The organism is Alteromonas infernus, from assembly GCF_902705815.1.
In genome coordinates this window covers 39,357-54,470 of sequence record NZ_CACSIG010000033.1, presented here as the reverse complement: position 1 = coordinate 54,470, position 15,114 = coordinate 39,357, and the positions used below count along the sequence as shown (strand labels likewise).

Genomic DNA, 15,114 nt, shown 5'->3' with positions numbered 1-15,114 from the left:
AGATTTCAAAAAAGCACCGTAAGGTGCTTTTTTCTTATCCAAGGCTCTCTCTAGAAGCTAAAATGACGAATATCCTGTGTTGCCACTATTTGAAATAGGTTATTATTAGCGGCAATAGCTGGTTTGCATGCTCAGTAGCTGAACCATGCAATATTAAGGAAAGCAGTTTAGCATTGCATAGGAATAGGGTGTTTACGCATTTTGTTATCAAAAGTACTAAAGCCATCTAATCTAAAACGGTTAGCGTATCGGCTAGCCAAAAAGTTAATCATAGTCCCTCACCACCAGTTGACTGAAGCCACCTCTGAAAGTAATGGCTCAAGCTGGGTGACAACCGGTGATGACCCACAGTTTATTATTCATCCTGCCCGCCGAATACCTTCACGAAACTTTAAAAAAGGGTGGTATCTTCTGCGCGTAAAGATGACAGAGAAAAACCATCAGTCACACGTTGCCAAGTTATATTCAAATTTACAAAAAGGTGAGCTGACCACCGTTGACGTACCGTGGCATAGTACTAAATTTGTAAACCGCCTTTTCTACCTAGAAAGTAATAATGCTATCCTTCGGTTTGACCCTTGTGAAGCAGAAACTGAGTTTACTCTGGACACTTTCATGATTTCGAAAGTGCCATCTTTCATTGCCATGCGACACATGAAGCAAAGGCTATATAAGCTGCTCAGTCATGTCGATGATGTAGAAGAATATCTTGATACAAACCGCAAGCTTAACGGTGGAAAGTTAATAGAGACAGTATACGAAGAATATAACAAGACTTTTACCACAGGAGTCATGGAAAAAAGCTATCCGTTTTGGGTAGAGTTTGACGAGCCGCGCGCGTTACAGAAAATGCAGCAAACCTTCACCCCAGAACAGTTAGAAGTGAAATTTTCTATTATCCTTCCTACTTACAATACTGACCCTATTTATTTAAAAGAGTGTATCGATTCTGTTCTGCAGCAAACTCACAAAAATTGGGAACTATGTATTGCCGATGATGCGTCGACCAACGCCGATACTATCAGCACATTGAAGTCGTACGCACAAAAGCACGCCAACATAAAGTTGAATCTGTTGAGCGAAAACGGGCATATATCCAAATCAAGTAACGCCGCTTTAAGCATGGTGTCTAGCGACTACGTTTTACTGCTAGACCATGACGATACGTTGCCAGCTCACACGTTATCCTTCTTTGCGAAAGCTGTAACTGATAACGCAAACGCGAAAGTGCTATATGGGGACGAAGATAAAATAGACGAACAGGGCAATCGCCATCAGCCACACTTCAAGCCTGATTGGAACCCTGATTTACTATTAAGCCAAAACTACATATGTCACCCGGTAGTTTACAAAACAAGTGTGCTTAAAAAGATAGGCGGCTTTAGGGTAGGCGTTGAAGGTTCGCAAGACCACGACTTACTTTTGCGGGCAACTGCTGGCCTTAAGCATGATGAAGTTGTTCATCTACCTTTCATTCTTTATCACTGGCGTGTTATTGAGAACTCTACAGCCTCGAATGCTTCAGCTAAGTCATACACGACCGATGCGGGAATTGAAGCAATAAAGTTTTTCCTAGAGCAATCAGGTCAAAATGCCTCAGTTGACAAAGGCAAGTACCCAAACACATATAAAGTGAACTGGGCGCTGCCAGATGAGCAACCGCTCGTTAGCTTGGTCATTCCGACAAGAGATGGTTATGACATTTTAAAGCAGTGTTTAGAGTCTATTTATGACAAGACGTCATACAAAAACTTCGAAATTATTGTTGTGGATAACCAAACGACCTGTGATAAAACATTGGGCCTCTTCAGTGAGTACACCAATGCTAAAGCTAATTTCAGAGTTTTAAAATGGGATAAGCCATTTAACTATTCTGCTATTAACAACTTTGCAGTCTCGCAAGCCAATGGGGAAGTAGTTGGCTTAATAAACAATGATATTGAAGTTATTAATGAGGGCTGGTTAACAGAAATGGTGTCGCATGCCCTTAGGCCTGAAATCGGCTGTGTAGGTGCTAAGCTTTACTACCCTAATGATACAATCCAACACGCTGGCGTAATACTAGGTATTGGAGGGGTTGCCGGTCATTCTCACAAATATTTTCATAAGAGCGAACCGGGGTATTTCACCCGTTTGCATCTTGTTCAAAATATGTCTGCGGTTACAGCTGCATGCTTATTAGTTCGAAAGTCTGTATTTGAAGAAGTAGGCGGGTTAAACGAACAAGATCTAACAGTAGCTTTTAATGATGTAGATTTTTGCCTGAAGGTACATAGTGCAGGCTATAGAAACCTATTTACCCCGTGGGCTGAACTTTACCATCATGAGTCAATAAGCCGCGGTGAAGAAGATACGCCAGAGAAAGTGGCGCGATTTAATAAAGAAAGCGAGTATATGAAGGATAAGTGGAAAAAACTACTGTGCAATGACACCGCTTATAACCCTAATTTGTCCAATACACATGAAAACTTTTCGCTACGTTAGGCACTGAACAACTAGAAGTATTATGAACAACTTTCCTCTATTTTTTATCCATATCCCTAAAACCGCTGGTTCAAGCTTTCGTGTGGCGGCAGAACAATATTTTGGGTCGGAAGCTACTTATTTTGACTACGGTAAAGGCTCAAAAGAAACTCATCCTGATATTTTGAAGTTTGAATACGAGTCTAAAGACAGGTATCTGGTGGCAAAGAGCATAAAGAAAAATGCAAAGTTTTTGTCAGGGCATGTTATTTACCCCAAATACGCTCCCTTCTTTCCGGCAAAGAGTGTAGTAACGTTTGTTCGTGACCCAGCCCAACAAGTGCGTTCACACTATGAGCATTTTTCAAGACTTCACGGTTATAATGGTAGTTTCGAAGACTTTATAAAGGAAAACCGCTTTGCCAATATGCAGTCTAAAGCATTAAATGGCATCTGGACTGATGCTATTGGATTTATTGGTATTACAGAGCGCTATAATGAGTCTATAGCCCTGTTTAATAAATACTATGGAACTGATATTAAAGTACTAGATATAAACAAAAACACAGCCAAAGCATCTGGTACTTATACTTTCACAGAAAGTGAAAGTTCACTTATCAAAAAAATGAACGCGAAAGACTATGCGCTTTACGATTATGCGCTAATTCGATTTGAGCTACACAAAGAACTTTTAGAAAAAGAACTTCCTTTAGTTAGATTTGGACAGATGAATATTTTGCCGAAAGATAAAGGGAAGCAACTTAATATATGGGCGTGTTGCTACGAGCAAGAAGAAGCATTAGAAGCCGATATCATAGTCGACGGCCAAGTTGTCGAACATGTCAAGTTATCTGACTATCGGGCTTTGGCCTCAGAAAGAAATATTCATCGCGAAGGGTATATAGGGAAGTCTTACAAATATCCAGATACTTTTAGAGAAGGCCAGGCAGTTAAAGTTGTAGAAAAGCAAACGCAGATAGTGATTTTTGAAGATGTTGTTAGCTAAAAAGCAAGCTTCCGATACTGTTAGGCCTATTAAAATAGTCTCAAAATGAAAAAGAAATTACAGCAAAAACAACTTCAAAATCGGGCCGTTGCAACTAAGCAATACGCCAAACGTTACGTTAAAGCTATACGTAATAAGGTTACTGGCAAGAAGCCAACTCAAGGTCACGTTAAGGTAAACAGGTTTTGCTTAACCGATACTGAGTTGGCCTTCATCCAACAGGAAACAGAAAAAGGGAATAAAAAATTCGAGAAGCTTATCGGTTTTAAAAGTGATGAATTTAATAATCGCAGTGAATTAAGAGTTTCGCTAGATACTGCCAAGGCGTTAATTACGAATAGTTCGCCTTCTACAGATATAACCACGTTAGTTACTTTTATACTGAATCATGCAGACTTCCCTGTTAGCCAATTCATAATGAATGTAAGCCTGTCTCCAGAGGTTTTTAGGGATCTTGCAATACTTTTTAGAAAGGTTAGTAAAAGTACAAGCTTTTGGTTGATAGCCAGAGCCAAGATGATACGCCCTAATGGCCCTATAATCTCTAACCTTTTTGATTCGATAGCAGACGAATACATAGCTACTTTAAATGTAGGTATTGGAGTTATCACATACAACAGAAAAGACCACTTAGCAAAAACTGTCGAAGCCATCAAAGCGTTCACAACAGGTGATTATCAACTTGTTGTAGCTGACGATGGTAGTAACGACGATACAGTAGAATGGTGTGGACAAAATAAAGTACCTCATACTAACTGCCCGAATAAAGGCGTTGTGCGAAACAAAAACAGGGCTTTGTATTATCTCAACGAAGTCAAAAAAGTTGATGTTTTAATTCTGTTAGAGGACGACTGTCGACCAAACAAAGAAAGTTGGCAAAAAGAGTGGGTCATAGCGGCACTTTTATGGGGTCACATTAATTATGCGCATAAGCGAATAATTAAAAAAGAAGGTGCAGTGGTTTCTGGTACAGGGGCGAGTACTTTACCGTATCTTTGCAAGTTGGTTACAGGGCAATGTACAGCTTGCAGTAAAGATGCGATGGAGAATATAGGATACCTAGACCCAAGGTTTAGTGGTTACGGTGCAGGGCATGTTGAGTGGACTGAAAGATTCATTCGACAGGGATATAACGGCAGTACGGAAAAGCACTGGGTGTACCCTGCAATTAACACGGGCTTAAATTCTGATGATGCGCCTACGTTTAAAAACCCTGAGCAGTTAGAAAAAAATAGAGCGCTTAAAAAGAAAATAAGTAAAGATTCTCATAAGCGCGAAGCTTGGGTCGATACCAGAGATAAAAGTGAGTTTTTAAAAGAAGTTGAATCAATCAATACTTAGCATTATACCTGTGGGTGTTTGCAGCTAAACGGCTTTCATCATTGCGGTTGTCAGTAGAACTGCAAATGTTAATATGAGCCAGTAAAAAAAAACCTTGAATGCCCACCGAACTTTTTCTATTAGATAGGACAAAATGGAAGCAGCAAATTACCCATTATTTTTTATTCATATATCTAAAACTGCAGGTTCTAGTTTCCGTGTTGCCGCAGAGCGCTACTTTGGAAAAGAACATGTCTTTTATGATTATGGGCCTAAAGCTAATGAAACCAATCCAGACATACGAACGTTAGACTACGAACAACGTGACCGCTATGCCGCTGGAATGAAGATAGTAGAAAAAGCTAAGTTTCTTACAGGGCATATAAATCACCCTAAATATGCGCCATTTATTCCGGCTAAGAATGCAATTACTTTCGTTCGCGATCCCATCCAACAAGTTCGTTCTCATTACGAGCATTTTACCCGCCACCACCGTTATAAGCGTTCGTTCACCGAATTCGTAAATGAACCACGATTTAAAAACGTACAATACAAAGCGTTTCAAGGCACGTGGCCTGATGCTATTGGTTTTATAGGTTTGACAGAACGTTACAATGAATCATTAGCACTCATAAATACGATGTATTCCATTGATATTCAAGGGTTGGATATAAATAAAAATACAGAGAAAAAATCTTCAAGCTATGAATTATCAGACGAAGAGATTGCGCTGATCAAAAAGCACAATAAAGAAGATTTTAAGCTTTATGAATATGCACTTACACGTTTTGAACGGCAAAAGCTGGCTATAGAATCTGATGCTCCTTTTATTCGCTTTGGTAAGACAAATATGGCTAAAAGTGATGAAGGCAAAATGATGAAAGGTTGGGCTGCTGATTACGAAAGTCAGTCACCAGTAGTTTTAGAAGTGCGTGTTGGTAAGTAAAAAAATAGCTGAAATACTAGCCAGTGAATACAGAAGTACTGCTAATGAAAGAAATATTCATCGCAATGGTTTTGTTGGGTTTAGTTTTGTTTATCCTAAGAAGCTTACAGAATTTTTTAAAACTCGAAAGAAGTTCACGTTGAACGACGCAGAAATAAGTTTAAGCGCTCTACTATTCAGCTATCAACGTGAACTTAAATAATTAAGGTTTAATTCGGGTAGATATTATATAGCTTAGCTGAAATAGGATTTAAAAAAGCAATCCATTACCCTTGAAACCACTTCTCCTTTCACATGAATATTGTCGTCCTCAAATGCAAGTTTGCGCTCTGACAATGAAACTATTTCGTAACTAGGAAAATAATCAACGAAATCGTATTCCCGCCAGAGGTGTTGGGCTACACAGTGTAGCGTAGATTTAGAGCGTTGATTGGCTACTAATATATGCTCTTCTGTAAAAGTACTTCCAAGAGGTACAGGCGAAACGGTGAAGATAAATTGTAAAGAAGGATTGATTTTACGAAAGTTATCAATTGCCTCTTCTACAATAGCTAGCGTTTTTGTTTCATCTAAAACCTCGAAAGAAAATTCATCTGCTATTTTTCTTAACTTTGGATCAGCAGGCGATTGATTGACCCAAACACGCGATGGCTTGTGGTACCAAGCCTCAATGAAGCCTAAAGTTATGATAACTACATCGCTTTTTTCTAAATTTTTATATGTGTCGATTAAGCCTTGTCTGATATCTCTTGCTATTTCTGCCTCAAGACCTTTTAGACCATGGGTGAGTAAGTCGTAACTTAATCCACCAACCTCTGTTATTCCAACATAGGGATCATCCTGTAAGATGAGACGACTGGCTTCTAGGACAGCACCAGGGGTGTATACGTTCTGATATCCAGCGCGTGCACTGCCCCCCATCTTGAAATACTCACCATCAACTAAAGGTACTTGACTGAGATAAGGAATTTTTTTTCTGTTCATATAGAACTCTATATTTCGAGCGAAACAAGAGCCTATTGTAAAAAAGTTAGTGTTAGTAGTAAGTTTAAACTTGGGAGAGTGAGTAAGTGTGGCAAAACCGTCGTATTCTTTATAGTATTTACTCGTAGCACGATCTTTATTTATTTTCGCGTTATTAAGTGCTTCACTTGCGTCCATATTTAACTCCTGAGTATTTCCATATTGAATGTATAGCGCTTTAAATAACGCTTGCTTTGAATGAGTGTCTTTTAGCTAATCGATCTAAGAAAATCAATATGGTTTATGTTGTTGTCTTTACAAAATGATTTCCAGTCATTCACTTCAGTCCATTGGCTAAGGAATACGAAGTCTAATCCATGTTTATTTGAGGAAAAGTAGTCATATTTACTATCGCCAATAAATAATGCCGGAAGAGTTATATTGTCTCTGACGAGTTCTCGTTCAAAGATTACTTCTTTTGAATCAGGGCTTCCGTATATCCCACCCTCAAAAAGATTAGCCAAATCACGCTTTTCAAAGAGGGCTCGCAATTCACACTGTGAGCCGCCAGATACAATCAGCCAGTTAGTGTTAGGGGTTTTCTCCTTTAGCTCGTAAAGATCTTCATTAAATTCACAGTTCAATAGACCTTTTTCAACAATGTCTGCGTAACGCGTCAATAATTGCTCATAGGCTTCATTCCTTAGAGTCTGTTCAACAAAACTGTCTACAAACCATTGAAACTTTTTAAAGCGAGAGACTCCACCATTTTGCGTATGATAGTTTTTAAGCGCTTCAGCATTTTTTTCACCATAGGGTAATGCTGCGTCATAAAAAGCGTTTGTTTTGACCTTGTTTGAATTTAATATCACGCCATCACAATCAAAAGCGATAGTTGAATAATCAGAGAGTTTCATTCTTAAATCCTCTAGATTTCATAGCTTCTTCAACTATCGCAACGTCAGAAGGGGCGTCAACGGCATAGCTTCCTGGCTTGGTTTCAATCATCTTAATGGTTTTACCGAACTCCAGAAATCTCAGTATTTCTATGTCTTCTGAATGCTCTAATGAACTTTTTCTTCCGAAACTACCAAAAGCACTTAACTCTTGTTTGCTAAAAGCGTAAATACATACCTGCTTCTTGTATTTCTTTGGCGCGTTTTCCTGGTCCTTGAAACCTGGTATCTGGGCGCGAGACATATATACTAATTTGTCGTCTTCAGTTGTAATAACTTTTGGAATATTAACGTTTGAAGGGTTTTCATCTTCATTTAAATAGCTAAAGCCGTTAATAATAAATTCAGGGTGAATGCGTTTGTGCTCTAGAACTTTTAGAATATCTGAAGGGTCAGCTAAAGGCTCATCGCCCTGAACATTTACAAAAATCTCTGCGTCAATTTGTTCTGCTGCTTGAGCTAGCCTATCCGTGCCAGTCAACGCCGGCCCTGTCATGACTATATTAAACCCAGCATTTTCTACAACGTCCTTAATGCGGCAATCGTCTGTTGCAATGTATACGTTCTCTCGGCCTATTGCTTTTTCTGCGAGTTCCGCAACCCACAAGATCATCGGTTTGCCAAGAAGATTAACAAGTGGCTTTCCAGGGTACCTACTAGAAGCGAATCTAGCAGGTATTATCACTACAGCTCTTTCATTATGTGACATGTCAGACACCATAAACTGAAATAGATGGAATATCGTATTCTGTATAGGTAATAGAGGTAACGGGTAATTTTACTTGTTCAGCAAACGCATTTAACACTTTTTGCATTTCTTGAGTTCTGTTGTCGCCTGAGCCAAAACCATCAAACCCAGCTAAATAAATGTGTTTTGCAGAGCCTGCAGCAGCAACCGCCAGCGCATAGCTAATAGCCAGTGAATTTGGTATTGACGCGGAGGTTTCACCTATTGTGAAGTTGTTTTCTGTAACTTCCAGTGCAAAGTCATAAAGAACTTTGTCTTGTAGTGAATCAGTTACATCATCAGGTAATGCTGACGCAGGTGTAATCAACGGTTGAGGTAAGTTCAAGTGGTGCTGACAATCTGCAAGTAAACGAACAGGGTGGCTAGCAATTCTTAAGTCAACTAAATCTTCGACAAGAGAACTTTGTGCGTTCATTGCTATTACTACAGGTGAGTACTTTCTAATGAACGCCTGTACCGCAGCTTTGTGTTCTGTAAGCCCCGGGCCAGCGCCAAGTATAAGTACAGATTTTCCAAGAATTTGACTCTTAGGTGACCAATTGCCGGTGCCTTTTTCTTTAAAAAAGTTTCTCGTAGCATCTAACGTATTGAAACTAAATTTCGAACCACCTTCTACCCGCAGGTGTTCAATGGCGGCTAAAATATCTTCTTCGCTGTAACGAGGGTCACTCAGCATTTCCTGAATAAAAGTGGGATGAATTCCGTATTTACCAGAAAGGAAATAAAAAGGGTTTGAACCCCAACCACATTTATTCTTAAGAGGTTGGAAGTACGACCGAATTACTGCCATCAATGGAACAAGATTAACGCTTTTGTTCTGTAGAGCTGCAACTTCTATAACTAACTCTTCTGTTCTTGCGTTACCAGGACCACGCCCCATGCCGGTGACGGTGGCGTCTAACCATGTCACCCCTTCCTCAATGGCTGTAAGGGTATTCTGTAAAGCCTTACCCATATTATCATGGGTATGAATGCCGATAGCGCCATTCCAGTGTTTTTTAAACCATGTGATGATTTTTTTACACTGCTCAGGCCCCATACTTCCCATTGAATCTGCAAAATATAGCGCGTCAATATCATATTTTGAAGCTGCCAGTGCTAACGCTTCAACTTCGTCTCGAGAGCGTTCTGCTACCTGCATCAAGTTAAAACCGACTAAAAAGCCTCTGTCTTTTAACCATTTGCAAGAAGGCAACGCTTGCTCGAATTCATGTACGTGGCAGGCAATTCTAACTAAATCAACTTTTGATTCGTCAGCATTCTTCGGGAAAAGAGAAACGAGTGCTTCTTCGAGTGATGAAGCAGTGACTAACTCAGAAGCATTTACCATCACCCCAACCTTTAAAGAAGGTGGTAGAGGCAGCGTATCTAGGTATTCATCTGTAGTAAAACCGGCTGCGCCTTTAAACCCTTCGTTTTTTAAAGAGCGCATGCCTAATTCAACAATATCAACGTTAGCTGCATCCATTGCCTGTAAATATTGTTCCACTACGCGCTGTGGGAAATTCCAATTATTATAATATCCGCCATCACGTAGCGTACAATCTAATACTAACATTCTAATTCTCCATGTCCCTTATCTTACTTATCTGAAGCTAGGGATTTAACTTTTCGTTTGCAAACTTTGCCGCAGGGTCACTCAAATTCCGAGAAAACCATTTCATCGCGATACATGCGTCGTTTGAGCCGATGTCTAAAGTTTGCTTTATGTCTTCAATATTTACACAGTTTTCAGAAATATCCCGCGGATTTACACCCCTAGGGGCTGGCTTCAATGGTTTTGTGACTACAATATTTTTTACTTTAGGAGCAAAATCAGGGTAAGCATTACCTATTAACTTTGAAGCTATAGTAGGTACGATACCTTCTTCTATCGGCCATAAAAGGGCTTGGTTTGAAAAAAACTCTTCGTGATAGAACTTTTCAAAAAGTGCTGTCATTTCAGCCCACAGTTCAATAGGGAAAAATGAGCCTTCTTGCCGCCCAGTAATTATCTCTTCAGGCTTGATGCCTAAGTAGTCTCTTAATGCACTAAAGCATGGGTCTTCCATCATTTTTTTGTAATGCGGCCAGTTAACAGAAGGCTTTTGTTTTAAAAAACCACACTGATACTTATTTACATACTCAGCTAAATTGCCTTGAACTATAAGGTCGGCATCGGTGTGAATATAAACATAGTCAAATTGTTCTGCGCTAATAAGTAAGCGTTTACTGTTAGCAATTTGCCCACCGAAGTTACAGAGATTACTTGTACGATATGAAGAGGTGGCAGCGTCTACATCAATATTACCTAGGCTCAATAATTCTTGAGCATCAATATCGCCGTCTGAGGCCACATGCAAAAAGTGCTTAGCTTGATTGCCGTGGCTGGCTTGATAGTTAATCAATTGCCTTTTAACTAGTTGTGAATTAAAGCTGACGCAAGAAAGTACAGCAACACGTTTACTTGTCATTTATTACATTCCAGCAATTTGATCTAACCAATGATTGTATTTAACGCCATTGCCATCAAAGAAATTGCAGAACTTTGTAGCTAGCTTTGTTCTGTTTTCAGTGAACTCTTGCGCATCAAATTGGACTTTCGACCATAGCTGTTCCAATGAAAAACCCTTTATTACTTCCCCTGCCATAACGTACGGCACCTTCAATGTTTGGCATAATTCCAACGTTCTAGAGTCATGTACAATACATAAACTTGGAATTCCAACCTGAAGACCTAAGACTGCTCCGTGAATTCTAGGCCCTACAATGAAGTCATATTTTCTGTAATGTTCCATCCAGTTAGGAATGTCAAAGAAAAGGTTACCATGGCGGTTACACCAACGTATAAAATACTCGTCGCTGGCGAAAGGCATAATGTAGTTTTTACATTCTTTGAAGTGTTCAGCTTCAAGTTGAGTTACCTCGCCTCTAGTAAGCTTAAACATTTCAAATGGGCTTTGCCCTATGTAACTACCATCTGTTTCGGTAACAATGTGAGCTAAAGACTGTTCAATCCTAGCCAAATGGTGCCATTTCTGATGCCCACTGGGAACAGCTACTCTTTTTGGGAAAGTGGCCATCTTCTCTGCGATTTTAAAGCCTAAGTCTTTATCTGGGTTGAGGAATAATGTCGGGCAACCTAGAACTTCTACTTTTTCATCGACGCCATAATGTTCTAGAACTTTCTTTGTAAAATCACCTCTTACGCCAATATTGCTTTTCGAACCTAGTGATTTAGAACCCATTGCCTTAATCCAGTTCAGCGTTCCTTCTGGGACTTCTGGAATGTTCCCAGTTGTGCCAGATTGTGCACCTAGGCCCAAGGCTATTACATTGGATGGTAGCTTATCGACTTTATCAGATAGCCAACCATAATTAGCATGAGCGCCAACTTGGTTTGCACAGGGTAATATTGCAGTGCCAGACTTTGTTGCCAATTCTGATGGTTCGCTGCCCCAGCCAATAGAACTTTGGTTGGTATGTACCATTTGCTCAACGGCGAAATGAAATGCGAGGTTACCAGAATTTTGACCGGTAGCGTTATACAGTTTTTCTGTAGGAAGTAGAGAAGAGTTCTTGATACTAGAATCTAATCCGAAAATAAATGAATCTGTCATTTTAGTCCTGTCATGCTTTTTAAAAGCGCAAGGCTAGGCCTTGTTGAAAAATGTTAAGTGCAATCCTGCACTATCGGAATAAGTCAAAGGGGCGACGATGCCATTCAATAATGTTTGCCAAGTATTAGGGGAGATAGCGTTAAGCATAACTTTCGCCAACGACTGCGGGTTTCTAGCACTAAAGTGAAGACCATTCACCCCATCGTCTACTTTTTCTGCCATGCCACCAATGTTCGAAACAATTAAAGGTCTACCAGCAGTAAATGCTTCCTGAATCACCATAGGGGAATTTTCCCACCAAATAGAAGGTACTACAACCCAGTCAACTTCTTGAAGCCTATTTCGCTGTTCATCTGGCCTGTAAGGCCCTACCCAGCGTAAACAGCCCTCGGCAATCAGTTTTTTGGCCAGCTTTTTAATCTTCGTTTGAAACTCACCAGACTGTGCTTCTATATTCGCACCGTGTATCTCAACAAGAACCTGCTTTCTTTCTTCTTTTGTCATGCTGCGAAGCGCTTCTAAAAGAATGTCTATTCCTTTATACGGGTTAACTTGTCCAAAGAAACCGAAAACATTTCTGGTTTCGTCTTCTTGAATAGCGCGAGGTTCTAATGGAGGTAAATTGCTTTGACCATTTTCAATAACTACTATTTCGTTTTCGTTAATTCCCCAGTTTATATATCGCTGGCGTAGAAATTCAGATGGAGAAATAAAGCCATCGGCAAGGTCAAACGTAGATTTAAACGTGTGCTTGCGAAGCCAAAAGTCTTCGGCTGTATGTTCTGGAAAACAACCTCTGCACTCATCAAAACTTTCGCTGCTGCATAACTTCATCCCTTCACCTGTTTTAACCATTTGACCATTGTGCTTACAAATGGCCATATACTCATGAAGGGTTAAATAAACTTTAATGCTGCTATCGTATTTTTTAATAGCGCGTATGAACTCCAGTCCAATATGCGCGTAATGATGAATGTGCACAACAGTAGGCTTTAGCGACTTAAGTAAATCAACAAACCACGTTGTTATCGACTCTTGATGTGCCGACTTCATTAAATGCCAGTCAGCGATACCTTGTTCCCACAAGTATTCATTGTCTCGGCGTTTATGAATTTGACCCGTAACACCTCTTCCCCGGTCGGCGCGCGCTAAAAACCAGGTGTCTTCAACGTCGTCATTGTTTTTGAATGCTTCAAACAAGTTATAAGCTGCAATTTCAGCACCGCCCAAACTAAAGTCTGGGTGACCATGAGATACCACTAAAATTCTTTGTTTCATGTGCTTAGTTGCTTCCTTTTAACCTTTGCTAACGCTTTGTTGTAGTAGTGATGACCATTTATTTTGATGGCGGGTGGCATTGTATATTACCACTTTGGTTCTAAAATCGGGAGCGCCAGTTAAGTTAAACGATTGACGCTCTAGGTGCGTTAACTCAACAGTGGGAACGTATACACAATGCTTACCTTGCTCTCGTATCTTGAAGCACAAGTCAGAATCTTCGAAGTCGCCTATCAAGTAACCGTTATCCCAGCCCCTTACAGAATCAAACAGAGCTCGAGTCATAAGCATACATGCGCCCGTTACCGCAGGAACAATGGTTGCTTCAGAATGTGAGTCTAAACTCGGATCAGTGCCCATATTAGGGTGGTGGTTAGTCCAAATAGACAACTCATTTCTATATACGAATTCCATACCTGCGTGCTGAATAGAGCCGTCTGCGAACAATAGGCGAGGGGAGACCACGCCATAGTCAGAGTTACTGTTTAAAGCTTCCGTAAGCGCTTCAACCCAGCCAGGATTCGTTGGAAACGCATCGCTATTTAAAAATAGAAGATAATGGGCGGTAGCGTATTCAACGCCTAAATTATTTGCCCCTGAAAAACCTCTGTTCAATCCACCCCATACAACCTTAAACGGTATGCCGTAAAGTGCATAAATATCACTAGATAGTTTCTTAAAAGGTTCAACCAATGAAGGGTCGTCGATAACGTAAATCAACTCACAATGTTTTTGCACAAATACATCTTGCGAGAAACACTGCATTTGCGCTTCTACAAAATCTACTCTGCCGTATAACGGAATGACTATGCTAGCTTCTGGGCTATTACATTCACCAAAGCTATATACTTCGTGTGGCATAGCGGCGATGGCTTTATTTTTTTTGCGCTATAGCACTAGAAATCAAAGGTTCATCAATTTTGCTAATGCGCTTGGGTAGTTCTGATAGGGGCGTGTTTATAGTTGCTAAAAATTCAGCTATTTTCTTAGGGGTAGATTCAAGACGCTCGACTTCACCTTGCGCGATCTCGTGGGCCCCGTCTGAGGATAACGCGTAAATTTTGAGAACTGTCCCTGGGTTACATGCCGTCAATGCTTGAACAAAACCAGTGAGCGGTAGTGCCTCGGTCATTTCATCTTCAAACGCATTGTAAACATCTTGGCGATACTGAAAAAATGCAGAGCGCATTGGCAGAATTTGGCCTTGATTTGTCTCAAACCAGATAAATGAATTCTTCTTTCGTATAACCCAACCCGATGCGATTGCTTCATTTCCACTTCCTGTAGCTTTCACTGAGTCAATAAAAGCTTTAACGTGTGGGTGAGGGCTAGTTGCTTTGGGTACTACTTTTGTCCAGTTTGCAAAGCGTTCGAAATCGTTAGAATCAAATTCAGTGTCAGTGCCAAGTATGTCACATGCTTCTTTAAAATATTTAGAGTTTTCGTACTCTGAATCGTCGAAGTTATTTGTTCTGACTAGAGAGCGCAGGTCGTCATCACCTTTTGTGACTAGACCTCCATTGCGACCCTCGGCTTTTCCATAGTGCAGATAATGGAAAAATGGGTTGACTCCAGATGCTGCTACGTCAGGATAGGCGGTCAAGTATTGGCTTGTTGAAAACCAGTCACAGGGGTCTAGTCCCTCTTTCCAGCCTTCTTTTAAGAAGTGGGAAAGGTAGTCATCAGTCTGCAAAAATTTATATTTTTCTGCATAGAACTCAGCATCAAATTCATTTTCTATGAGGCTTTTAATTGTGGCTTCTGTAATGTTGCCTTTATTTTTTTTGAAAACGCTAAGCACCTACTTCTCCATGTGAGCATTGTCATCATTCGAT

At 40.2% G+C, this 15,114-nt stretch carries 13 protein-coding genes; 4 read left to right on the top strand and 9 right to left on the bottom strand.

Annotated elements, in window-relative coordinates; all coding sequences use genetic code 11:
- Positions 1–201 precede the first annotated feature (201 nt).
- From ACX5J7_RS09070 to ACX5J7_RS09055, 4 genes are all read left to right on the top strand, one after another.
- Positions 202–2,484, top strand: coding sequence for a glycosyltransferase family 2 protein (locus tag ACX5J7_RS09070; protein ID WP_498706912.1), 2,283 nt, complete (start codon positions 202–204; stop codon positions 2,482–2,484).
- A 22-nt stretch (positions 2,485–2,506) separates the two neighbouring features.
- On the top strand, positions 2,507–3,469 hold the full coding sequence (locus ACX5J7_RS09065) for a hypothetical protein (protein WP_287150732.1): 963 nt from the start codon (positions 2,507–2,509) through the stop codon (positions 3,467–3,469).
- Positions 3,470–3,514: 45 nt separating this feature from the next.
- Positions 3,515–4,810 carry a glycosyltransferase family 2 protein gene (locus ACX5J7_RS09060; RefSeq protein WP_498706910.1) on the top strand — a complete coding sequence of 432 codons (1,296 nt, stop codon included), beginning with the start codon at positions 3,515–3,517 and terminating at the stop codon, positions 4,808–4,810.
- Between the two features lie 133 nt (positions 4,811–4,943).
- On the top strand, positions 4,944–5,735 hold the full coding sequence (locus ACX5J7_RS09055; RefSeq protein WP_498706908.1) for a hypothetical protein: 792 nt from the start codon (positions 4,944–4,946) through the stop codon (positions 5,733–5,735).
- A gap of 234 nt (positions 5,736–5,969) precedes the next feature.
- Here the strand turns inward: ACX5J7_RS09055 and ACX5J7_RS09050 are convergent, their stop codons facing one another.
- The 9 genes from ACX5J7_RS09050 to ACX5J7_RS09010 form a co-directional block, all read right to left on the bottom strand.
- Positions 5,970–6,896, bottom strand: coding sequence for a GSCFA domain-containing protein (locus ACX5J7_RS09050; RefSeq protein ID WP_024017070.1), 927 nt, complete (start codon positions 6,894–6,896; stop codon positions 5,970–5,972).
- Positions 6,897–6,967: 71 nt separating this feature from the next.
- Positions 6,968–7,615, bottom strand: coding sequence for an HAD family hydrolase (locus ACX5J7_RS09045; protein WP_024017069.1), 648 nt, complete (start codon positions 7,613–7,615; stop codon positions 6,968–6,970).
- Positions 7,602–8,363 (bottom strand): 3-deoxy-manno-octulosonate cytidylyltransferase, encoded by a 762-nt coding sequence (locus ACX5J7_RS09040; protein ID WP_043960543.1) that lies wholly within the window; start codon positions 8,361–8,363, stop codon positions 7,602–7,604. The genes ACX5J7_RS09045 and ACX5J7_RS09040 overlap by 14 nt, the downstream gene beginning before the upstream one ends.
- A 1-nt stretch (position 8,364) precedes the next feature.
- On the bottom strand, positions 8,365–9,960 hold the full coding sequence (locus ACX5J7_RS09035) for an aldolase catalytic domain-containing protein (RefSeq protein WP_024017067.1): 1,596 nt from the start codon (positions 9,958–9,960) through the stop codon (positions 8,365–8,367).
- 37 nt (positions 9,961–9,997) lie between these two features.
- Positions 9,998–10,855, bottom strand: coding sequence for a hypothetical protein (locus tag ACX5J7_RS09030; protein ID WP_024017066.1), 858 nt, complete (start codon positions 10,853–10,855; stop codon positions 9,998–10,000).
- 3 nt (positions 10,856–10,858) lie between these two features.
- Positions 10,859–12,001: a polysaccharide pyruvyl transferase family protein gene (locus tag ACX5J7_RS09025; RefSeq protein ID WP_024017065.1), complete on the bottom strand. Its 1,143-nt coding sequence runs from the start codon at positions 11,999–12,001 to the stop codon at positions 10,859–10,861.
- A 33-nt stretch (positions 12,002–12,034) separates the two neighbouring features.
- Positions 12,035–13,279 (bottom strand): glycosyltransferase family 4 protein, encoded by a 1,245-nt coding sequence (locus tag ACX5J7_RS09020; RefSeq protein ID WP_024017064.1) that lies wholly within the window; start codon positions 13,277–13,279, stop codon positions 12,035–12,037.
- Between the two features lie 18 nt (positions 13,280–13,297).
- Positions 13,298–14,140 carry a glycosyltransferase family 2 protein gene (locus ACX5J7_RS09015; RefSeq protein ID WP_498706901.1) on the bottom strand — a complete coding sequence of 281 codons (843 nt, stop codon included), beginning with the start codon at positions 14,138–14,140 and terminating at the stop codon, positions 13,298–13,300.
- 13 nt (positions 14,141–14,153) lie between these two features.
- Positions 14,154–15,080 (bottom strand): hypothetical protein, encoded by a 927-nt coding sequence (locus ACX5J7_RS09010; RefSeq protein WP_498706899.1) that lies wholly within the window; start codon positions 15,078–15,080, stop codon positions 14,154–14,156.
- Positions 15,081–15,114: the final 34 nt, after the last annotated feature.